This is a genomic window from Streptomyces sp. NPDC020422, from assembly GCF_044386705.1.
Classification (GTDB): Bacteria; Actinomycetota; Actinomycetes; order Streptomycetales; family Streptomycetaceae; genus Streptomyces.
This window is the reverse complement of sequence record NZ_JBIRVJ010000003.1, coordinates 394,501-414,703: the sequence shown is the minus strand read 5'-3', so window position 1 is coordinate 414,703 and position 20,203 is coordinate 394,501. Positions and strand designations below refer to the sequence as shown.

General features: G+C 73.1%; 18 protein-coding genes. 12 read left to right on the top strand and 6 right to left on the bottom strand.

Annotated features, from left to right (window positions below; genetic code table 11):
* Positions 1-120 precede the first annotated feature (120 nt).
* Positions 121-1,347, top strand: coding sequence for a threonine--tRNA ligase (thrS, locus tag ACH414_RS09360; RefSeq protein WP_398941348.1), 1,227 nt, complete (start codon positions 121-123; stop codon positions 1,345-1,347).
* Between the two features lie 49 nt (positions 1,348-1,396).
* Entirely contained in the window at positions 1,397-2,635 is a 1,239-nt protein-coding gene (locus ACH414_RS09355; protein WP_386565728.1) for a glycosyltransferase, read from the top strand.
* A 23-nt stretch (positions 2,636-2,658) separates the two neighbouring features.
* On the opposite strand, the gene ACH414_RS09350 is transcribed toward ACH414_RS09355, so the two are convergent.
* From ACH414_RS09350 to ACH414_RS09340, 3 genes are read right to left on the bottom strand one after another with little or no spacing between them, the layout of a single operon-like run.
* Positions 2,659-2,994: a thioredoxin family protein gene (locus tag ACH414_RS09350; protein WP_391769418.1), complete on the bottom strand. Its 336-nt coding sequence runs from the start codon at positions 2,992-2,994 to the stop codon at positions 2,659-2,661.
* Positions 2,991-3,392: a MerR family transcriptional regulator gene (locus ACH414_RS09345; protein ID WP_382538053.1), complete on the bottom strand. Its 402-nt coding sequence runs from the start codon at positions 3,390-3,392 to the stop codon at positions 2,991-2,993. The genes ACH414_RS09350 and ACH414_RS09345 overlap by 4 nt, the downstream gene beginning before the upstream one ends.
* A gap of 42 nt (positions 3,393-3,434) precedes the next feature.
* Positions 3,435-3,956 carry an Lrp/AsnC family transcriptional regulator gene (locus ACH414_RS09340; protein WP_382538050.1) on the bottom strand — a complete coding sequence of 174 codons (522 nt, stop codon included), beginning with the start codon at positions 3,954-3,956 and terminating at the stop codon, positions 3,435-3,437.
* Between the two features lie 44 nt (positions 3,957-4,000).
* Here ACH414_RS09340 and ACH414_RS09335 point away from each other — a divergent pair, with 44 nt between their 5' ends.
* From ACH414_RS09335 to ACH414_RS09325, 3 genes are all read left to right on the top strand, one after another.
* Positions 4,001-4,903 (top strand): NAD-dependent epimerase/dehydratase family protein, encoded by a 903-nt coding sequence (locus tag ACH414_RS09335; protein ID WP_382538047.1) that lies wholly within the window; start codon positions 4,001-4,003, stop codon positions 4,901-4,903.
* Positions 4,903-5,781 (top strand): aldo/keto reductase, encoded by an 879-nt coding sequence (locus tag ACH414_RS09330; RefSeq protein WP_398941343.1) that lies wholly within the window; start codon positions 4,903-4,905, stop codon positions 5,779-5,781. The genes ACH414_RS09335 and ACH414_RS09330 overlap by 1 nt, the downstream gene beginning before the upstream one ends.
* Before the next feature lie 111 nt (positions 5,782-5,892).
* The gene (locus ACH414_RS09325) at positions 5,893-7,353 is read left to right on the top strand and encodes a glycoside hydrolase family 16 protein (protein ID WP_398941341.1); all 1,461 of its coding nucleotides are present in this window, start codon (positions 5,893-5,895) and stop codon (positions 7,351-7,353) included.
* A 95-nt stretch (positions 7,354-7,448) separates the two neighbouring features.
* Here ACH414_RS09325 and ACH414_RS09320 read toward each other — a convergent pair whose 3' ends face one another.
* Positions 7,449-8,804, bottom strand: coding sequence for a cation:dicarboxylate symporter family transporter (locus ACH414_RS09320; RefSeq protein ID WP_386565737.1), 1,356 nt, complete (start codon positions 8,802-8,804; stop codon positions 7,449-7,451).
* A 144-nt stretch (positions 8,805-8,948) separates the two neighbouring features.
* On the opposite strand from ACH414_RS09320, the gene ACH414_RS09315 reads away from it, so the two are divergent.
* The 4 genes from ACH414_RS09315 to ACH414_RS09300 all read left to right on the top strand — a co-directional run bounded on the left by ACH414_RS09315 (position 8,949) and on the right by ACH414_RS09300 (position 12,824).
* Positions 8,949-10,565 carry an ATP-binding protein gene (locus ACH414_RS09315; RefSeq protein WP_398941340.1) on the top strand — a complete coding sequence of 539 codons (1,617 nt, stop codon included), beginning with the start codon at positions 8,949-8,951 and terminating at the stop codon, positions 10,563-10,565.
* Positions 10,562-11,263 (top strand): response regulator, encoded by a 702-nt coding sequence (locus ACH414_RS09310; RefSeq protein WP_382538033.1) that lies wholly within the window; start codon positions 10,562-10,564, stop codon positions 11,261-11,263. The genes ACH414_RS09315 and ACH414_RS09310 overlap by 4 nt, the downstream gene beginning before the upstream one ends.
* 176 nt (positions 11,264-11,439) lie before the next feature.
* Complete coding sequence (locus ACH414_RS09305) at positions 11,440-12,048, top strand: helix-turn-helix domain-containing protein (protein ID WP_382538453.1); 609 nt, start codon at positions 11,440-11,442, stop codon at positions 12,046-12,048.
* Positions 12,049-12,077: 29 nt separating this feature from the next.
* Positions 12,078-12,824 carry a tyrosine-protein phosphatase gene (locus ACH414_RS09300; protein ID WP_382538031.1) on the top strand — a complete coding sequence of 249 codons (747 nt, stop codon included), beginning with the start codon at positions 12,078-12,080 and terminating at the stop codon, positions 12,822-12,824.
* 9 nt (positions 12,825-12,833) lie between these two features.
* Here the strand turns inward: ACH414_RS09300 and ACH414_RS09295 are convergent, their stop codons facing one another.
* Both ACH414_RS09295 and ACH414_RS09290 read right to left on the bottom strand, forming a co-directional pair.
* Positions 12,834-13,835, bottom strand: coding sequence for a helix-turn-helix domain-containing protein (locus ACH414_RS09295; protein ID WP_391769421.1), 1,002 nt, complete (start codon positions 13,833-13,835; stop codon positions 12,834-12,836).
* Positions 13,836-14,035: 200 nt separating this feature from the next.
* Positions 14,036-15,061: an ATP-dependent 6-phosphofructokinase gene (locus ACH414_RS09290; protein WP_382538025.1), complete on the bottom strand. Its 1,026-nt coding sequence runs from the start codon at positions 15,059-15,061 to the stop codon at positions 14,036-14,038.
* Between the two features lie 291 nt (positions 15,062-15,352).
* On the opposite strand from ACH414_RS09290, the gene pta reads away from it, so the two are divergent.
* From pta to pyk, 3 genes are all read left to right on the top strand, one after another.
* The gene (pta, locus tag ACH414_RS09285) at positions 15,353-17,443 is read left to right on the top strand and encodes a phosphate acetyltransferase (protein ID WP_382538022.1); all 2,091 of its coding nucleotides are present in this window, start codon (positions 15,353-15,355) and stop codon (positions 17,441-17,443) included.
* On the top strand, positions 17,440-18,675 hold the full coding sequence (locus ACH414_RS09280; protein WP_382538019.1) for an acetate kinase: 1,236 nt from the start codon (positions 17,440-17,442) through the stop codon (positions 18,673-18,675). Before pta ends, ACH414_RS09280 begins: the two co-directional genes overlap by 4 nt.
* 74 nt (positions 18,676-18,749) lie before the next feature.
* Positions 18,750-20,168, top strand: a complete 1,419-nt coding sequence (gene pyk, locus ACH414_RS09275; protein ID WP_382538016.1) for a pyruvate kinase — start codon at positions 18,750-18,752, stop codon at positions 20,166-20,168.
* The last annotated feature ends 35 nt before the right edge of the window (positions 20,169-20,203 follow it).

Genomic DNA, 20,203 nt, shown 5'->3' with positions numbered 1-20,203 from the left:
ACGACGCCGGAGAGTGTCCCGGCGCGCTGACAGCTGTCTTTGTCCGAAGCCCCGGGGCGAGTGCCCCGGGGCTTCGTCGTGCCGGCCGGGGGCTCGCTCCCCACCGCACGAGGAGTACCCGTGAACGCAGGCCACGCCGACCACCGCCGGCTCGGCCGCGAGCTCGGGCTGTTCGACACCGACCCGCTGATCGGCGCCGGACTCCCGTACTGGCTGCCCGCCGGGGCCGCCGTACGGCACGCCCTGGAGGAGTACGTGCGCGAGGCCGAGCGCCGGGCCGGGTACCGGCACGTGCACTCGCCCGTACTCGGCAAGCGGGAGCTGTACGAGATCTCCGGGCACTGGTCGCACTACGGCGAGGACATGTTCCCGCCGATGCGGGTCGGCGGCGAGGAGTTCGTGCTGCGGCCCAGCCTCTGCCCGCACCATGCGGTGATGTTCCGCTCCCGCGCCCGCAGCTACCGGGAACTCCCGCTGCGGATGGCCGAGTTGGGCGGCATGTTCCGGTCCGAGCTGTCCGGGGTGCTGGGCGGGCTCACCCGGGTCCGGGCCATCCAGCTCAACGACGCGCACATCTTCTGCACCCTCGACCAGGTCGCCGAGGAGGCCGCCGCCGCCCTGGAGCTGATCCGCCGGGCCCACGCGGCGATGGGCATCGTGCCGGTGCGCCACCGGCTGTCGCTGCCGGGCCCGGGCGGGAAGTACGTCGCCGACCCCGGGAAGTGGGAGCGTTCGATCGCGCTGCTGCGGGAGGTGCTCGACGCCTCCGGGCTCGCCTACGAGGAGGCCGAGGGCGAGGCCGCGTTCTACGGGCCCAAGATCGATGTGCAGATCGCGGACCCGGCGGGCCGCGAGTCGACCCTCTCCACCGTGCAGATCGACTTCCACCAGCCCGAGCGCTTCGGCCTGGAGTACATCGGCCCGGACGGCGCCAGGCACCGCCCGGTCATGATCCACCGCAGCGTCGTCGGCAGCGTGGAGCGGGCCGTCGCCCACCTCGTCGAGCACCACGCGGGCGCCTTCCCCGCCTGGCTCGCCCCCGTCCAGCTCGCCGTCCTGCCCGTCTCCGACGCCGAGTACGGGGCCGCCGCCCGACTCGTCGAGCGCGGCACCGCGCTCGGGCTGCGGGCCGAGGTCGTCGGGCCCGGGCACGGCACCCTGGGCGCCCGCGTCCGGTCGGCCCGGCTCGTCCCGTACCAGGCGGTCGTCGGCGCCAGGGAGGCCGCCGCGGGAGAGGTCTCCGTGCGACTGCGGGACGGGCGCCGCCTCGACCCGCTGCCGGCCGGTGAACTGCCGGCCAGGATCGCCGGGTTGGTCCGGGCGCACACCACCGCCCTGTGGGACTGAGGCAGAATCGGCTGCTCGGACAAGATCCACGGGGAACGGGGTGCATGGGATGCGTGTGGTTCTTTCTGCCTACGACTCGCGCGGGGGCGTCGAACCGCTGGTCGGGCTCGCGGTGCGGCTGCGCGAGCTCGGCGCGGAGGTGCTGGTGTGCGCCCCGCCCGACGAGGAGTTCGCCCAGCGGCTTGCCGGGGTGGGCGTCGAGATGGTGCCGACCGGTGCGTCGGTGCGGGACCTGGTGAGCGGGAAGACGCCGCCGTCGCCCGGGGGCGTGCCGCGGCGCGCGGCCGAGCTGGTCGCCGCGTTCCACGCCAACGTCTCCACCGTGGCCGAGGGATGCGACGTGCTGCTCGCCACCGGCCTGGTCCCGGCCGTGGCCGGGGTGAAGTCGGTGTCCGAGAAGCTCGGCATCCCCTATGTGTACGCGAGCTATCAGCCGGTCAGCCTGCCCTCGCCGCACCACCCGCCGATCCCTCGGCCCGGCCGCCCGTTGGCGCCGGGCGTGACCGACAACCGGGCGCTGTGGGAGCAGGACGCCCGGGACGCGCAGGACGTGTTCGGCGAGGCCGTCAACGGCCACCGGGTCTCTGTCGGCCTGCCGCCGGTCGACGACATCCGCGACCACGTCTTCACCGAGCGCCCCTGGCTGGCCTCGGACCCGGTCCTCGCCCCGTGGCGGGAGCCCGCCGAGCTCGACGTGCTGCAGACCGGCGCGTGGGTCCTGCCGGACGAGCGCCCGCTCCCCGCCGACCTGCTCGCCTTCCTGGACGCCGGTGCCCCGCCCGTGTACGTGGGTTTCGGCAGCGTCCCGGTGCGCGACCCGCGGGACGTCGCGCGGGCGGCCGTCGAGGCGGTGCGGGCGCAGGGCCGCCGGGTCCTGCTCTCGCGCGGCTGGGCCGAGCTGGCCCCGGCCGACGCCGCGGACGACTGCTTCGTGCTCGGCGAGTCCAACCACCAGGCGCTGTTCCGCCGGGTGGCCGCCGTGGTCCACCACGGCGGCGCGGGCACGACCACCACGGCCACCTGGGCGGGCGCGCCCCAGGTGATCGTGGCGCAGGGCGGCGACCAGCCGTACTTCGCCGAGCGGATCGCCGCCCTCGGCATCGGCGCGGCACACGACGGCCCGACACCGGGCTTCGCGTCGCTGTCGGCCGCGCTGAAGACGGCCCTGGCCCCCGAGACCGCGGAGCGGGCCGCTGCCGTCGCCGCGGGCTTCCGCACGGACGGCGCCGAGACGGCGGCCCGTCTGCTGCTCGACCTGGCGGCCGGCCGCTCCGCCAACCCGGCCTGATCCGAAAGGACGGGCCCCGGCCGCTATCCCCGGGACGGCTCCAGCACATCCGCCAGCTCTTGAAGGAGCCGGCGCTTGGGGCGGGCGCCCACCATCGACTTCACGGGTTCGCCCGCCTGGAAGACCATCAGGGTCGGAGTCGACAGGACGCCGTACCTCACGGTCGTCCCGGGGTTGCGGTCGACGTCGATCTCCACGACCTTCAGCCGCTCCCCCTCCTCGGCGGCGATCGCGCCGAGCACCGGCTTCAGCTGCCGGCACGGGCCGCACCACGTGGCCGTGAACTTCACGAGCACGGGCCCGTCGGCGCCCAGCACCTCCGTGCCGAAGTCGGCGTCCGTCACCTCTGCGTACGTCATCGCTCTGTCCCTCCCAGTTCGCATCGCGGTTCCGGGCCGCCCGGGAGCTCCGCCTCGGCCCGCAGCAGCTGCGCCCCGACCTGGGCGCGCACCGCCTCCAGCTCCTCGATGAGCCCGTCGAGCTCGGCGAGCTTGCGCCGGTAGACGGCGAGCGACGCCGGGCAGGCGTCACCCGCCGGGTGACCGGCCCGCAGGCACTCCACGAACGGCCGGGTCTCCTCCAGCTCGAACCCGAAGTCCTGCAGGGTCCTGATCTGCTGGAGCAGCCGCAGGTCGCCCTCGTCGTAGGAGCGGTAGCCGTTCTCCGTGCGCCGTGCGGCCAGGAGGCCACGGGACTCGTAGTACCGCAGAGTCCGCGTGGTCGTCCCCGCCCGCTCGGCAAGCTCGCCGATTCGCATGTCCCCGAACGTAAGCCCTGACGCCGACGTCAAGGCAAGGGCTCACTCCGCGGGCGGCAGCAGCGGCTTCCGTTCGACCGGGGAGGACAGGACGATCGACGTCGTCGTGCGGCCCAGCGCGGAGACCAGTTCCAGGACCTCCTCCAGGTGCACGGTGTCGGTCACGGCGACCTTGAGGATCCAGCAGTCCTCGCCGACCACGTGGTGCACCTCGCGGACCTCGGGCCGGGCGGTGAGCTCCAGGGTGCGGGGGTGCTTGAGGGTGTAACCGCCGTGCGGGTTCACGCGGATGAAGGCCTGGATGCCGTAGCCGAGCCGGGCCGGGGCGACCTGTGCCCCGTATCCGGTGATCGCGCCGCAGGCCTCCAGACGGCGGACCCGCTCGGTGACGGCGGCGGGGCTGAGCCGGACCCGGCGGCCGAGCTCGCTGAGTTTGATCCGGCCGTCGCTCTGGAGCAGGTCCAGGATCTGCCGGTCGATGGGGTCGTAGGCGCTCGCCGAGGTTTCGACGGCGGCGGCGCGCAGATGCCGATGTTCCTTCGGTGCGGCGGCCTGGACTCCCATGTTTCCCCCTTCAGATGGCGAGCGCACAACGTAACACTTGAGCCATGGACATTCTGATCATCGGCGGTAACCGCTATTTCGGAAAGCGGCTCATCGCGCGTCTGTCGGACGCCGGACATCGGGTGACGGTGCTCAATCGGGGTTCTTCCCCCGCGCCCGAAGGCACCGTCGGACTGGTCGCCGACCGGAACGACGAGGCCGCTCTGGAAAAGGCCCTCGACGGGCGGAGTTTCGATGTCGTGGTGGACCAGGTCTGCTACACCCCGCGCCAGGCGGACATCGCCCGGCGGGTTTTCGCGGGGCGGACCCGGCGTTATGTGATGACCTCGACGGTGGAGGTGTACGGGTACGAGGACTCCGCCGTCCCGGTCGCCGAGGACGTCCTCGACCTGGGTGCGGTGACGGTCGACCTCGGACTGCCGTGGGAGGACCCGGAGTTCCTCGACGCGCAGTACGGGGAGGGGAAGCGGCAGGCCGAGGCGGTGTTCGCGGCCGGCGCGGAGTTCGCCTGGGCCTCGGTGCGGGTCGCGCACGTGCTGGGCGGCGCGGACGACTTCACGGGCCGGGTCGACCACTACGCGCGGCGGATCCGCGCCGGCGAGCCGATCGCCGTGCCGGCCGTGAACCGGGCCGCGACCTATGTGTACGTGGAGGAGATCGCCGCGTTCCTCGCCTGGGCGGTCGGGGCGGAATTCACCGGGCCGGTCAACGCGCACGCGCACGGCCCGCTGACCACCGCCGACATCTGCGCGGAGATCGAGTCCCAGGTGGGCGGAAGGACCGTTTTCCAGGAGGTCGAGGTCGGGGAGGTCTCCCCGTTCTCCTTCGCCCGTTCCTATGCGATGGACAATTCCCGCGCCGAGGAGCTCGGATTTCGCTTCTCGCATTCCTCCCAGTGGCTTTCGCAGGCCCTTTCCGAGACGCTTTCGGCGAAGGCGGGCGCCTGATGCGGCACCGTTCCCTCGGCGGGCTGGCCGTGGGCGCCGTCGGGCTGGGGGCGATGCCCCTGTCCATCGAGGGGCACCCGGACGAGGCCCGCGCCCTCGCCACCGTCCACGCGGCCCTGGACGCGGGGGTGACCCTGCTCGACACGGCGGACTCCTACCACCCGCCGGGCGGTGAGCCCGGCGCGGGCGAGCGGCTCCTCGCCCGTGCGCTCGCCGCGTACGGGGGCGACCGGGACGCGGTGCTGGTGGCCACCAAGGGCGGCCGGGGCCGCAGCGCCGACGGCGGCTGGACGGTCGACGGGCGCCCCGAGCACCTGCGGCGCGCGGCCGAGGGCTCGGCGCGGCGGCTCGGCACCGACGCCATCGGCCTCTACCAGCTGCACAAGCCGGACCCGGCCGTCCCCTACGCCGAATCGCTCGGCGCGATGAGGGAGTTGCTCGACGCGGGCACGATCAGGCTGGCCGGGATCTCCAACGTCGACGGCGAGCAGATCCTGCTGGCCCGCAAGATCCTGGGCGAGCGCCTGGTGTCGGTGCAGAACCGCTACTCGCCGGCCGTCCGGGACGCCGAGGCGGAACTGCGGCTCTGCGCGGAGCTCGGCCTGGCGTTCCTGCCGTGGAGCCCGCTCGGCGGCATCTCGCGCAGCTCGCTGGACGGCACGTCGGCGCAGGAGGAGGACCCGCGGTTCGGGGCCTTCCACCGGGTGGCGCGGGCGCGCGGGGTGAGCCCGCAGCGGGTGGCGCTCGCCTGGCTGCTGGCCCGCCCGGGAAACGTGCTCCCGATCCCGGGGGCGAGCCGCCCCGAGTCGGCGCGCGACTCGGCTCTGGCGGCCGAACTGGTGCTGAGCGAAGCCGAGTTGGCCGAGCTCGGTGTTTGAGAGGCGAAGGCGCCGGACCCATTGACGGGGCCGGTTCCTTCACCTACAAAAGCGTCGTGAGAGCGCTCTCATCACCCCGTAGGCCCCCACGCCCCCACCGGAGGTGCTCCCTTGAGCCGCGCCAGACGCACCCCTCTGCTCGCCTCGCTCCTCGCCGCCGCCCTCGCCGGCGGCGCCCTGCTCGGCCTCGGCGGGGCCGGCACCGCCAACGGCGCCGTACCCACCGCGCCCGGCTGGACGCTCCAGTGGAGCGACGACTTCGACGGCCCCGACCGCGCCCTGCCCGACGCGGGGCGCTGGCAGATCGACACCGGGCACAGCTATCCGGGCGGCCCGGCCAACTGGGGCACGGGCGAGATCCAGGAGTACACCGCGAACCCCGACAACGTGCGGCTCGACGGCACCGGCAACCTACGCATCACCCCGCTCAGGGACGCGGCCGGCAACTGGACCTCGGGCCGGATCGAGACCAGAAGGGCCGACTTCAAGGCCCCGGCCGGCGGCACCCTGCGCATCGAGGGACGCGTTCAGATGCCGAACGTGACCGGCGACGCGGCCCTCGGCTACTGGCCCGCCTTCTGGGCGCTCGGCTCGCCGTACCGCGGCAACTACTGGAACTGGCCGGCCATCGGCGAGTTCGACATCATGGAGAACGTCAACGGGCTCGACTCGGTGTGGGGCGTGCTGCACTGCGGGGTGAACCCGGGCGGCCCCTGCGGCGAGACCACGGGCATCGGCGCGAGCCGCGCCTGCCCCGGCTCCACCTGCCAGTCCGGCTTCCACACGTACCGCTTCGAGTGGGACCGCTCGGTCTCCCCCAACGAGCTGCGCTGGTACGTCGACGGACAGCTCTTCCACAGCGTGAACGAGACCCGGGTGGGCGCCACCGCCTGGGCCGACATGACCGGCCACGCGGGCTACTTCGTGCTGCTCAACCTGGCGGTCGGCGGGGCGTTCCCGGACGCGCTGGCCGGCCGGACGCCGACGGCCGCGACCGCGCCCGGGCGGCCCATGCTCGTCGACTACGTGGCGGTGTGGGCCAAGGGCGGCTCGACGACCACGCCGCCGACCACTCCCCCGCCGACCACCCCGCCGCCCTCGGGCTCCCCGACGCTGTACCTGCGCGGGGACGGTGGCGCCGGGGACGCGCAGGGCTCGGCCGGGACGGTCACCCTCGCCTCGGCCGGCGGGGCCAACCACGACGGGACGCCCGCCGGTGCGCAGGTCTTCACCTCGGGCCCGGTGACCCGGGCGTACGGCGGCGGCGCGACCCGCTTCGACCTCCTCGTCGACGCGGGCACGGTGGTCGCCAACGGGCAGCAGGTGCGGGTGAGCTACGACCGCACCGGCGACGGGACCTGGGACCGGGTGGAGACCTACCGCTACTTCGCCACCGATCCCGTGCCCGGCTACGAGCACTACACCGAGGCCGCCGGCCTCCAGTCGGCCACCGGCACGCTCGGCGACCTGGTGAACGGCCGGATCAGGGTCGAGGTGTGGAACGCGATCGGCAACGGGCCCAGCACGCTGGGCACCGGGAACCAGTCGGTGGTCCGGATCCCGTTCTCCTAGCGGCGCGTGCGCACGGACCGACCCCGGCCGCGGGCGGCCGGGGTCGGTCCGCTTCCGGTGCCCGGATCCGGCTCAAGGCCCGGGACCCGGAGCTCCTAGACGCCCGCGCGGGCGCGCTCCTCGCCCTCGTCGGAGCGCTGGTCCGGGACGGGCGCCGGGCCGTGGCCGTCGTCGACCAGGGTGGTCTCGTCGAACGGGACCCGGCCGGCGAGCACCTCGGTCACCCGGGCCTTGTCGATCTCCTTGGTCCAGGTGCCGACGAGGACGGTGGCGACGGCGTTGCCGGCGAAGTTGGTGAGGGCGCGGGCCTCGCTCATGAAGCGGTCGATGCCGACGATCAGGCCGACGCCGTCGACCAGGTCGGGGCGGTGCGACTGGAGGCCGCCGGCGAGGGTGGCGAGACCGGCGCCGGTGACGCCGGCCGCGCCCTTCGAGGCGATGATCATGAAGACGAGCAGGGAGATCTGCTCGCCCAGCGAGAGCGGGTTGCCCATGGCCTCGGCGACGAAGAGCGAGGACATCGTCAGATAGATCGCGGTGCCGTCGAGGTTGAAGGAGTAGCCGGTCGGGACGGTGATGCCGACCACCGGCTTGCTGACGCCGAGGTGCTCCATCTTCGCGATGAGCCGCGGCAGCGCCGACTCGGAGGAGGAGGTGGACAGGATCAGCAGGAACTCGCGGCCCAGGTACTTCAGCAGGGACCAGATGTTCACGCCGGCGACCAGTCGCAGCAGCGCGCCGAGCACGACGAAGACGAAGAGCGCGCAGGTCACGTAGAAGCCGATCATGATCACGGCGAGCGACTTCAGGGCGTCGACGCCCGTCGCGCCGACCACGGCGGCGATGGCGCCGAAGGCACCGACCGGGGCGGCCCACATGATCATGGCGAGGATGCGGAAGACGAGGCGCTGGATGTGCCCGATGCCGCGCAGCACCGGCTCGCCGGCCTTGCCCATCGCCTGGAGGGCGAAGCCCGTGAGCAGCGCGACGAGCAGGGTCTGGAGGACCTCGCCCTCGGTGAAGGCGGAGACCAGGGTCTTGGGGATGATCCCGAGGAGGAAGTCGGCGGTGCCCTCGCTCGCCCCCTCGGCCTGCTTGGCGCCGGCCTCGGCGAGGTCCTTGGTGAGGTGCAGGCTGGAGCCGGGCTCCAGGATGTTGCCGACCACCAGGCCGATGGCGAGGGCGACGGTCGACATGACCAGGAAGTAGCCGAGGGCGAGACCGCCGACGGCGCCGACCTTGGCGGCCTTGCGGACCGAACCGACGCCGAGCACGATCGTGCAGAAGATGATCGGCGAGATCATCATCTTGATCAGGCTGACGAAGCCGGTGCCGAGGGGCTTCAGCTCGACGGCGACGCCGGGGGCCAGGAAGCCGACGGCGATGCCGAGCAGGACGGCGCCGATGACGGCCAGATACAGATAGTGGGTGCGGTCCCGTCGTGCGGCCACGGGCTCCTCCTCGTACGCAGGGGCTGTCCACGTCCCGGTGGACCCCGCGACTATCCACCAGCGCTGTGACCGGGGTCACGCTTGCGTACCTTTCGTTCACGACGGAAGGCACGGGGGCGCGATCCGGCCAGGCACACTTGCCGCATGCGCCTCTCCCTCCCCCGGCCCCGCAGCCTGGCCGGCCAGCTCTTCGCGATGCAGGTCGTGCTGGTGGCCGCCGTCGTCGCGGGCTGTGCCGTGTTCGCGTACGTCACGGACCGCGCCCAGGCCGAGGAGACCGCGCGCCGCCAGTCCCAGGCGACCGCGACGGCCGTGGCCGACTCGCCCGCGGTGGTGGCGGCGGCCCGCTCGGCGAACCCGACGGCGGTGCTCCAGCCGTACGCGGAGTCGCTGCGGCAGCACGCGGGCGTCACCTTCGTGGTGATCATGGCGCCGGACGGGACGCGCTGGACGCACCCGGATCCGGAGCAGATCGGCCGCACCTACCTCGGGCACATCGACCGGGCCGTGCGCGGGGAGACCTTCTCCGAGACGCACCTGGGCGTGCTCGGTCCCTCGGTGCGCACGGTCGCCCCGGTCTTCGACCACGGCAGGGTGGTGGCCCTGGTCAGCGCGGGCATCACCATCGAGAAGATCAGTGAGCAGGTGCGCGAGCAGGTCACCGCGCTGCTCGGGACGGCGGGCGCGGCCGTGGTGCTCGGGGGCGCCGGCACGTATGTGATCAACGCCCGGCTGCGGCGGCACACCAAGGGCATGAACGCGACCGAGCTGAGCCGGATGCACGACTACCACGAGGCCGCGCTGCACGCCGTGCACGAGGGCCTGGTGATGCTGGACGGGCAGCGCCGGATCGCGCTGATCAACGACGGGGCGCGGGAGCTGCTCGGCCTGGGCCCGGACGCGGTGGGCCGCTCGGCGGCCGAGCTGGGGCTGCCGGCGCCGCTCACCGGGGCGCTGCTCTCCGCGGAACCGCGGACGGACGAGCTGCATCTGACGGACGAACGGGTGCTCGTCGTCAACACCCGCCCGGTGGTGGGCGGGGAGCGCCGGGGCACCGTGGTCACCCTGCGGGACCGCACCGAGCTCCAGGCCCTCTCCGGCGAGTTGGACTCGGAGCGGGGCTTCACGGAGGCGCTGCGCTCGCAGGCCCACGAGGCGGCGAACCGGCTGCACACGGTGGTCTCGCTGATCGAGCTGGGCCGGGTCGAGGAGGCGGTGGGTTTCGCCACCGCGGAGCTGGAGCTCGCGCAGGCGCTGACGGACCGGGTGGTGAGCGCGGTCGGCGAGCCGGTCCTGGCGGCGCTGCTGCTGGGCAAGGCGGCGCAGGCCAACGAGCGGGGCGTGGAACTGGTCCTGACCGAGACCAGCCGGATCGACGACGGGGTGCTGCCGCGGTCGCTGCCCTCGCGGGACCTGGTGACGATCCTCGGCAACCTGGTCGACAACGCCGTCGAGGCGGCGGGCGGCTCCCCGTCCGCCCGGGTGACGGTGACGGCCCTCGCGCAGGCCGGCGAGCTGCTGTTGCAGGTCGGCGACAGCGGGCCGGGGGTGCGCCCCGAGGACCGCGCCGCGGTGCTGGACCGCGGCTGGTCCACCCGCGGGCCGGGCCGCGGGCTGGGTCTCGCCCTGGTCCAGCAGGCCGTGACCCGGGCCGGCGGCTCGCTGTCGCTGGCCGAATCCCCGCTGGGCGGCGCGGAGTTCACGGCCCGGCTGCCGTTGCAGCGGGCCGCGGTCACCGGTGTCGCGGAGGTGGCGAGATGAGTACGGGCATCCGGGTCCTGGTCGTCGAGGACGATCCGGTCGCCGCCGACGCGCACGCGCTGTACGCGGGACGGGTGCCGGGCTTCACCGTGGTCGGGGTGGCCCACTCGCGGGCCGCGGCCGTGCGGCTGCTCGACCGGACGCCGGTGGACCTGATCCTGCTCGACCTGTATCTGCCGGACGGGCACGGGCTGCATCTGCTGCGGGCGCTGCGCGCGGCCGGGCACGCGGCCGACGTGATCGCCGTGACCTCCGCGCGCGATCTCGCGGTGGTCCGCGAGGGGGTGTCGCTGGGGGTCGTCCAGTACGTCCTGAAGCCGTTCACCTTCGCGACCCTGCGCGACCGGCTGGCCCGGTACGCCGAGTTCCGGGCGGCGGCCGGGGAGGCCTCGGGTCAGGACGAGGTGGACCGGGCGCTGGCGACCCTGCGCGCCCCGCAGCCGGCCTCGCTGCCGAAGGGGCTGAGCGCACCCACCCTGGAGGCGGTCACCCGGAGCCTGCGTGCGGCGGCGGAGGGGCTGACCGCGGCGGAGGCGGGCGCGGCCGTCGGCATCTCGCGGATCACCGCCCGCCGCTATCTGGAGCACCTGGTGACACAGGGGCGGGCGGCGCGCGCCCCTCAGTACGGGCAGATCGGGCGTCCCGAGCTGCAGTACCGCTGGCTCAGCGCGGCGGAGGGGCCCGCACGGGGCCGCTGAGCGGGCCGCCGGACGGGGTGTCCGTTACTGACCGGTTCCCACGTTCCTACGACCCTGAGGGTTGGGGGAACACACCGTAGCCAACGATCACCCTCCGCTTCTACGGTGGCAGCGTGCACCAACCCTCCCCACCCTTCAACGCCCTCGCCGCACGCCGTCTGCGCGAGGGCCTCGGCATGGCTCCCGGCCATGTCGCCTACGGCCTGCGGGCCCAGTACGGCCTCCTCGTCGCCCCCGAGACCGTCGTCGCCTGGGAGCGCGGCCGGATCGCTCCCAGCTCGCAGGAGCTGACCGCCCTCGCGGGCGTCCTGTGGTGTTCCCCCGCCGAGCTCCTCGCCTCGGCGACCACCCTGCGCGAGCACCGGATGGCCCGGGGCCTGACCCCCGAGGACCTGGCCCGCCGGGTCGGTCTCGACGCCGCCGCGTATCTGCGGATGGAGGAGTCGGGCCGCTGGCGCGGCAACGACCGCCAGACCGCCGCGCTCGCCGAGATCCTCGGCCTCGGCCCGCGCGCCCTGCTCACCGCGACCGGCGGCGACGAGAGGCTCGCGGGCGTGCTGCGGGACGCGGCGACCACCCGCTGGCAGGCCTATGTGAAACCGGTGGTCAAGCTGCTGCCGCTGCCCAGGCGGACGGTCGAGGACGCCCTGCAGCGGCTGCACGGCGACTACCACGCCAGGATGGCGGCCACCAGCAGCTGGGGCGCCTCGGGCTCGACGGGCGACGAGGGCCGCGCGTACCTCGACGAGATCATGGACCACTTCTGGGCCCTCGTCGGGGGCTAGCGGCCCCCGAGGGCCCGTAGATTGACGCCGTGAGACGACACATATCCTTCGAACGGCTCCACAACTTCCGTGACATGGGCGGCTATCGGACCGCCGACGGAGGCACCGTGCGGTGGGAGACCCTCTACCGCTCCGACTCCCTCCACAAGTTGGCGGGACCCGACGCCGAAGCCGATCTGAAACGCTTCCGCGAGCTGAACGTGGCCACCGTGATCGACCTGCGCTACCCGTGGGAGATCGCGGCCAGGGGCCGCCACCCCGAGACCGAGCCGCAGGCCTGGCACAACCTCAGCATCGAGCACCGGCCCTACGACCAGGCCGAGATCGACCCCGCGCTCGACCCCTGGCGCTATCTCGCCGACCGGTTCGCGGAGGTCGCCGCCGACGGTGCGGCCGAACTGCGCCAGGCCCTGGAGATCATCGCCTCCGCCGAGGGTCCGCTGGTCTTCCACTGCGCGGCCGGCAAGGACCGTACGGGTCTCCTCGCGGCGCTCGTCCTGGCGCTGCTCGACGTCTCCGACGAGCAGATCCTTTCGGACTTCGCCCTCACCGAGCTGGCCACGGAGCACTTCGTCGCCGACTGGAAGGCCCGCCACCCGGGCCGCGAGCTGCGCTGGCCGGGCTTCGGGCGGGCGCCCGAGGAGATCATGCGGCTGGTCCTCGCCGATCTGCGCGCGGAGTACGGCTCGGTGTACGCGTACGCCACCGGCCACGTCGGCCTCGACCCGGCCGTGGTGGGGGCGCTGCGCTCACGGCTGGTGGAGCCGGCGGCCTGACCTTGGCCGTCAGCGCCGGTCGAAGCTGAAGAGCTGGCCCCGGGCGTCCGCGGTGCAGGGGGCCTGGCTGAGCCGGGACCACTCGGCCGTCCGGTCGCCGACGACGGTGACACAGCTGCCGGGGGTCGCGGAGCCGGCCGGCACGATGCGGTAGCCGCGGACCGGGGTGCCGTACGGCTCCAGGGCGAAGCGTTCCACGCGGGTGGGGTCGCCGCACTCGGAGTCCTCGAGCGCGGCGTACGGTATGCGGCCCCCGGACGGGATCCCGGAGCAGCCGACGGGGAAGTCCGGGTGCACCGAAACGATCCGCCAGTGGGCCCCGCCGAGCCGCTTCAGCTCGTAGCGGGGGACCTCGGCGCCCGCGCAGTCGCGCTGGTAGATCTGCCCGTCGCGATGGCCGCGCCGCTCGTTGAGGCAGAGGTCCGAGCCGATCACCCGGATGTGCACCGGGCCCTCGGCGGGCGCGGTGAGCACCGGGCGGTGCGGTCGGGCGGGCCGGGGGTCGTCGCGTACGAGGGCGACCACGCTGACGGTGGCGAGGACCAGTCCTGCCACGGCGACGGCCCCGACGAGGACGCGGCGCAGCCGGGAGCGCGGATCGGGCGGCGGGGCCGTGGCCGGCTCCTCGGGGGCGGGCCAGGCGGGCGGCTCGGCCGGCGGCGCGGGCGGCTGGCCCGGCGGCTCCGCGGGCGGCTGCGCCGGCGGCTCGTCCGGGCTGTACGCGGCCCGGGCGGCGAGCTCCTTGCGTACGGTCTCCCACTCCCCCGTCTCGCGGGGGCCGAGCCCGCAGGCGCGCGCGAAGGAGGCGAGCAGTTCCTCGCGCGGCAGGGTGGTGCGGGCCAGCATGTTGGCGACGGTCGAGCGGGGCAGGACGTCGCCGAGGGCCTCGGCGCGGGCGGAGAGCTCGCGGTAGGTGAGCCCCGACCAGTCCTTGAGCTGCTGCAGTCGCGCGATGAACTCGGCCGGGTTCCGTGCCCCCCGCGGGTCGGGAGGCGTCTCCCCCGTCGTCATGGCGCGCGGCTCCCCTCGTCGGGACATGTCCGGGACAGCCTCAAGCCTTGTTGATCGCGGCTTCGGGCTCAAGCATGGATTCGGCCCCGATCGTCCACGTGGGGATGATCGGGGCCGGGGGCCGTCCGGGACAAGTCGGGACCTTGGTCCCGCTCGCGGGGGCCGGAGGGACGGGCCCTCGGGCCCGGTGGCCGGGGCGGTCAGAAGACCGACTCGGCCTCGCGCATCCGGTCCTCGGGGACGGTCTTGAGCCGGGTGACGGCCTCGGCGAGCGGGACCATCGTGATGTCCGTGCCGCGCAGTGCGGTCATCCGGCCGAACTCGCCGCGGTGTGCGGCCTCGACGGCGTGCCAGCCGAAGCGGGTGGCGAGCACCCGGTCGTACGCGGTCGGGGTGCCGCCGCGCTGGACGTGGCCGAGGATGACGGGGCGGGCCTCCTTGCCGAGGCGGCGCTCCAGTTCGACGGCGAGGCGGTTGCCGATGCCCTGGAAGCGCTCGTGACCGTACTGGTCGATCTCGCCCTTCTGGTAGTCCATCGACCCCTCGGCGGGGTGCGCGCCCTCGGCGACGCAGATGACGGCGAACTTCTTGCCGCGGGCGAAGCGTTCTTCGACCATCTTGACCAAGTCGGCGACCTGGAAGGGGCGTTCGGGCAGGCAGATGCCGTGGGCGCCGCCGGCCATGCCGGACTCCAGGGCGATCCAGCCGGCGTGCCGGCCCATGACCTCGACGACCATCACCCGCTGGTGGGACTCGGCGGTGGTCTTGAGCCGGTCCATGGCCTCGGTGGCCACGCCGACGGCCGTGTCGAAGCCGAAGGTGCGGTCGGTGGAGGAGATGTCGTTGTCGATCGTCTTGGGGACGCCGACGACGGGCATCCCGGCGTCGGAGAGCATCCGGGCGGCAGTCAGGGTGCCCTCGCCGCCGATCGGGATGAGCACGTCGATGCCGTACTTCCGGGCCAAGTCGGGGGCGGACTCGGCGGCTTCGCGCAGCCGGTTCCGCTCCAGCCGGGCGGAGCCGAGGATGGTGCCGCCGCGGGCGAGGATGCCGCTGACGGCGTTGAGGTCGAGGGGGCGCACATGGCCGTCGAGGAGACCCTTGAACCCGTCCTCGAAGCCGATGACTTCGTCGTCGTGGCCGGTCAGTGCCCGGTGCACGACCGACCGGATCACTGCGTTCAGGCCGGGACAGTCGCCGCCTGCGGTGAGAACTCCGATGCGCATCGTGCTGTGTCTCCTGCTCGGTGAGGTACGTGTGAGCCTCGTCGATTCTCACACGCCCGGACGTGCCGCCGCGCTCGCTGCTACTCCGCGCGCCCGGCGCCCGTGGGCCTTCCGGGGCCTTTGGTCCCACCCCTTCGGGCCCTACGTCCGGCGGGCGTCCTATCCACCCGCGGGGGTATTGTCAAGAGGGCAATGCCGCCCTATCGGTGTTTTTTGAACACACTCGATTGACATCGACGGCCCCTCCACGGGGCACCCGACCCACCTCGACCGATATCAGGAGACGACGGCGTGACGCGCAGCGTGTACGTGACCGGGATCGACCGCGGCGACGGCCGCCAGGTCGTCGAGCTGGGAGTCATGGAGCTCCTCACCCGCCAGGTGGACCGGGTGGGGGTGTTCCGCCCCCTGGTGCACGACGGACCCGACCGTCTGTTCGACCTGCTGCGCAGCCGCTACCGGCTCAGCCAGGACGCCGCGACCGTCTACGGCATGGACTACCACGAGGCGAGCGACCTCCAGGCCGAGCGCGGCACCGACGAGCTGGTCTCTCGCCTGGTGGACCGCTTCCACGCCGTCGCCCGCGACTACGAGGTCGTGCTCGTCCTCGGCACCGACTTCGCCGGCACCCAGCTCCCCGACGAGCTCGCGCTCAACGCGCGGCTCGCCAACGAGTTCGGCGCCTCGGTGATACCGGTGGTCGGCGGCAAGGGCCAGAACGCCGAGTCCGTACGGGCCGAGACCCGCAACGCCTTCCGCGCCTACGACGGGCTCGGCTGCGACGTCCTCGCGATGGTGGTCAACCGGGTGGCCGGCGAGGACCGGGCCGAGATCGCCGAGCGGCTGACCGCCCGGCTGCCCGTGCCCTGCTACGTGCTGCCCGACGAGCCCGCCCTGGCCGCGCCGACCGTCGCCCAGATCACCCACGCGCTGGGCGCCTCCGTGGTCCTCGGCGACGACGCCGGGCTCGCCCGCGACGCGCTCGACTTCGTCTTCGGCGGCGCGATGCTGCCGAACTTCCTGAACGCGCTCACCCCCGGCTGTCTGGTCGTCACCCCCGGGGACCGCGCCGACCTGGTGGTCGGCGCGCTCGCCGCGCACTCCGCGGGCACCCCGCCGATCGCCGGCGTGCTGCTCACCCTCAACGAGCGCCCCAGCGACGAGATCCTCACCCTGGCCGCCCGCCTCGCGCCCGGCACCCCGGTCATCTCCGTGCCGGGCAACAGCTTCCCGACCGCCGCCGAACTCTTCGCCCTCGAAGGCAAGTTGAACGCGGCCACGCCCCGCAAGGCGGAGACCGCCCTCGGCCTCTTCGAGCGCCATGTCGACACCGCCGACCTGCTGCGCCGGATCTCCGTCGCCCGCAGCGGCCGGGTCACCCCGATGATGTTCGAGCACGAGCTCCTGGAGCAGGCCAGGGCCGACCGCCGCCGGGTGGTGCTGCCCGAGGGCACCGAGGAGCGCGTGCTGCGCGCCGCCGACGTGCTGCTGCGCCGCGACGTCTGCGACCTGACGCTGCTCGGCGACGTGGAGACCATCCGCAAGAAGGCCGCCGACCTGAGCGTGAACCTCGGCGACACCCAGCTGATCGACCCGCAGACCTCGGAGCTGCGCGACTCCTTCGCGGAGAAGTACGCGGCGCTGCGCGCCCACAAGGGCGTCACGGTGGAGCTGGCGTACGACGTGGTCTCGGACGTGAACTACTTCGGCACCCTGATGGTCCAGGAGGGCCTGGCCGACGGCATGGTCTCCGGCTCGGTGCACTCCACGGCCGCGACGATCCGCCCGGCCTTCGAGATCATCAAGACCAAGCCGGACGCCTCGATCGTGTCCTCGGTCTTCTTCATGTGCCTGGCGGACAAGGTCCTGGTCTACGGCGACTGCGCGGTCAACCCGGACCCGAACGCCGAGCAGCTGGCCGACATCGCCGTGCAGTCCGCGGCCACCGCCGCCCGCTTCGGGGTCGAGCCGCGGATCGCGATGCTCTCGTACTCCACCGGCACCTCCGGCTCCGGCGCCGACGTCGACAAGGTGCGCGAGGCCACCAAGCTGGTCCGCGAGAGCCACCCGGAGCTGCGCATCGAGGGCCCGATCCAGTACGACGCGGCCGTCGAGCCCTCCGTGGCGGCGACCAAGCTGCCCGGCTCCGAGGTGGCCGGCCAGGCGAGCGTGCTGATCTTCCCGGACCTCAACACCGGCAACAACACCTACAAGGCCGTGCAGCGCTCGGCCGGCGCGGTCGCCGTCGGCCCCGTTCTGCAGGGTCTGCGCAAGCCCGTGAACGACCTGTCGCGCGGCGCGCTCGTCAGCGACATCGTCAACACCGTCGCCATCACGGCGATCCAGTCCCAGAACCCGGCCGGTCAGGAGCACCAGGCATGACCACCCCCACCCGTGTCCTCGTCCTCAACTCGGGCTCGTCGTCGCTGAAGTACCAGCTGCTCGACATGAACGACGGCAGCCGACTCGCGGTCGGCCTGGTCGAGCGGATCGGCGAGCAGAGCTCGCGGCTCGTGCACAGCCCGCTGCTCGGCGGCGGCGGCGCGAAGCGGGAGCGGGAGGAGACCATCGCCGACCACGAGACCGCGATGAAGGCGGTCGCCGAGGAGCTGGCCGCGGACGGGCTCGGCCTGGACTCCCCCGAGCTGGCCGCCATCGGCCACCGGGTGGTGCACGGCGGGCTGCGCTTCACCGCGCCGACCGTCATCGACGACGAGGTGCTCGCCGAGATCGAGCGCCTCGTGCCGGTGGCACCGCTGCACAACCCGGCCAACCTGACCGGCATCCGCACCGCCCAGGCGCTGCGCCCCGACCTGCCGCAGGTGGCGGTCTTCGACACCGCGTTCCACACGACGATGCCGGAGGCGGCGGCGCGGTACGCGATCGACGTGGAGACCGCGGACGCGCACCGGATCCGCCGCTACGGCTTCCACGGCACCTCGCACGCCTACGTCTCCCGGGAGACGGCGAAGCTGCTCGGGAAGACGCCGGAGGAGGTGAACGTGATCGTGCTGCACCTGGGCAACGGGGCCTCCGCCTCGGCGGTGGCCGGCGGCCGCTGCGTGGACACCTCGATGGGCCTGACCCCGCTGGAGGGCCTGGTCATGGGCACCCGCTCGGGTGACGTCGACCCGGCGGTCACCTTCCACCTGGCACGCAACGCGGACATGTCGATGGAGGAGATCGACGTGCTCCTGAACAAGCGGTCCGGCCTGGTCGGGCTCTGCGGCGACAACGACATGCGGGAGATCCGGCGCCGGATCGACGAGGGCGACCCGCGTGCGGCGCTCGCCTTCGACGTCTACGTCCACCGGCTGAAGAAGTACATCGGGGCGTACTACGCGGTGCTCGGCCGGGTGGACGCGGTGGTGTTCACGGCGGGGGTCGGCGAGAACGCGGCCCCGGTGCGGGAGGCTGCGATCGCCGGCCTGGAGGAGCTGGGTCTGGCGGTGGACGCCGGCCTCAACGCCGTCCGTTCCGACGAGGCGCGGATCATCTCGCCGGAGTACGCGCGGGTGGCGGTCGCCGTGGTGCCGACGGACGAGGAGCTGGAGATCGCCCGCCAGAGCTACGCACTCGTGAGCGAGTCGCCGCTCGGAGGAGTGAACGCCTGAGCGACCCCGCGCCCATTTGTACTTTCCACCAGACGGAATATTCCGCAGTGAAACAAACCGATAGGATCCGCCTCATGCGCCGTTCCAAAATCGTCTGCACGCTGGGCCCCGCCGTCGACTCCTATGAGCAGCTGAAGGCTCTCATCGAGGCCGGCATGAACGTGGCCCGATTCAACATGAGCCACGGGACCCAGGCAGAGCACCAGGAGCGGTACGACCGCCTCCGCAGGGCGGTGGCGGACACCGGCCGCGCCGTCGGCGTGCTCGCCGACCTCCAGGGCCCCAAGATCCGTCTGGAGACCTTCGCCGAGGGCCCCGTCGAGCTGGTGCGCGGTGACGAGTTCACCATCACCACCGAGGACGTCCCCGGCGACAAGTCCATCTGCGGCACCACGTACAAGGGCCTGCCCGGCGACGTCTCCAAGGGCGACCAGGTCCTCATCAACGACGGCAACGTCGAGCTGCGCGTCGTCGAGGTCGAGGGCCCGCGGGTCAAGACTGTGGTCATCGAGGGCGGCGTCATCTCCGACCACAAGGGCATCAACCTGCCCGGCGCCGCGGTCAACGTCCCGGCCCTGTCCGAGAAGGACGTCGAGGACCTCCGCTTCGCGCTGCGCATGGGCTGCGACATGGTCGCGCTCTCCTTCGTCCGCGACGCCAACGACGTCAAGGACGTCCACAAGGTGATGGACGAGGAGGGCCGCCGGGTCCCCGTCATCGCCAAGGTGGAGAAGCCGCAGGCCGTCGAGAACATGGCGGACGTCGTCGCGGCCTTCGACGCGGTGATGGTGGCGCGCGGCGACCTCGCGGTGGAGTACCCGCTGGAGAAGGTCCCGATGGTGCAGAAGCGCCTCGTGGAGATGTGTCGCCGCAACGCCAAGCCGGTCATCGTCGCCACCCAGATGATGGAGTCGATGATCACCAACTCCCGCCCGACCCGCGCCGAGGCGAGCGACGTCGCCAACGCGATCCTGGACGGCGCGGACGCGGTCATGCTGTCGGCGGAGTCCTCCGTCGGCGCGTACCCGATCGAGACCGTGAAGACGATGTCGAAGATCGTCGCCGCGGCCGAGGAGGAGCTCCTCTCCAAGGGCCTGCAGCCCCTGGTCCCGGGCAAGAAGCCGCGCACGCAGGGCGGTTCGGTCGCCCGCGCGGCCTGCGAGATCGCCGACTTCCTGGGCGGCAAGGCGCTGATCGCCTTCACCCAGTCCGGCGACACCGCCCGCCGCCTCTCCCGCTACCGCGCGGCCCAGCCGATCCTCGCCTTCACCACCGAGGAGTCGACCCGCAACCAGCTGACCCTGAGCTGGGGCGTGGAGCCCTTCCTGGCCCCGTTCGTGGAGACCACCGACGCCATGGTCGAGCTGGTCGACGCGGAGCTGCTCAAGCTCCAGCGCTTCAACGCCGGCGACACGATGATCATCACCGCCGGCTCGCCCCCCGGCGTCCCCGGCAGCACCAACATGGTCCGGGTGCACCACCTCGGCAGCTGAACCGCGACGAGGCCCCCGTCCCTCCGAGGAGGGAC

Excerpts from the sequence above, each read along its gene's own strand:
- ACH414_RS09355 (WP_386565728.1), top strand. The coding sequence starts at position 1,397 with ATGCGTGTGGTTCTTTCTGCCTACGACTCGCGCGGGGGCGTCGAACCG.
- ACH414_RS09350 (WP_391769418.1), bottom strand. The coding sequence starts at position 2,994 with ATGACGTACGCAGAGGTGACGGACGCCGACTTCGGCACGGAGGTGCTG.
- ACH414_RS09345 (WP_382538053.1), bottom strand. The coding sequence starts at position 3,392 with ATGCGAATCGGCGAGCTTGCCGAGCGGGCGGGGACGACCACGCGGACT.
- ACH414_RS09340 (WP_382538050.1), bottom strand. The coding sequence starts at position 3,956 with ATGGGAGTCCAGGCCGCCGCACCGAAGGAACATCGGCATCTGCGCGCC.
- ACH414_RS09335 (WP_382538047.1), top strand. The coding sequence starts at position 4,001 with ATGGACATTCTGATCATCGGCGGTAACCGCTATTTCGGAAAGCGGCTC.
- ACH414_RS09330 (WP_398941343.1), top strand. The coding sequence starts at position 4,903 with ATGCGGCACCGTTCCCTCGGCGGGCTGGCCGTGGGCGCCGTCGGGCTG.
- ACH414_RS09315 (WP_398941340.1), top strand. The coding sequence starts at position 8,949 with ATGCGCCTCTCCCTCCCCCGGCCCCGCAGCCTGGCCGGCCAGCTCTTC.
- ACH414_RS09310 (WP_382538033.1), top strand. The coding sequence starts at position 10,562 with ATGAGTACGGGCATCCGGGTCCTGGTCGTCGAGGACGATCCGGTCGCC.
- ACH414_RS09305 (WP_382538453.1), top strand. The coding sequence starts at position 11,440 with ATGGCTCCCGGCCATGTCGCCTACGGCCTGCGGGCCCAGTACGGCCTC.
- ACH414_RS09295 (WP_391769421.1), bottom strand. The coding sequence starts at position 13,835 with ATGACGACGGGGGAGACGCCTCCCGACCCGCGGGGGGCACGGAACCCG.
- ACH414_RS09290 (WP_382538025.1), bottom strand. The coding sequence starts at position 15,061 with ATGCGCATCGGAGTTCTCACCGCAGGCGGCGACTGTCCCGGCCTGAAC.
- ACH414_RS09280 (WP_382538019.1), top strand. The coding sequence starts at position 17,440 with ATGACCACCCCCACCCGTGTCCTCGTCCTCAACTCGGGCTCGTCGTCG.
- pyk (WP_382538016.1), top strand. The coding sequence starts at position 18,750 with ATGCGCCGTTCCAAAATCGTCTGCACGCTGGGCCCCGCCGTCGACTCC.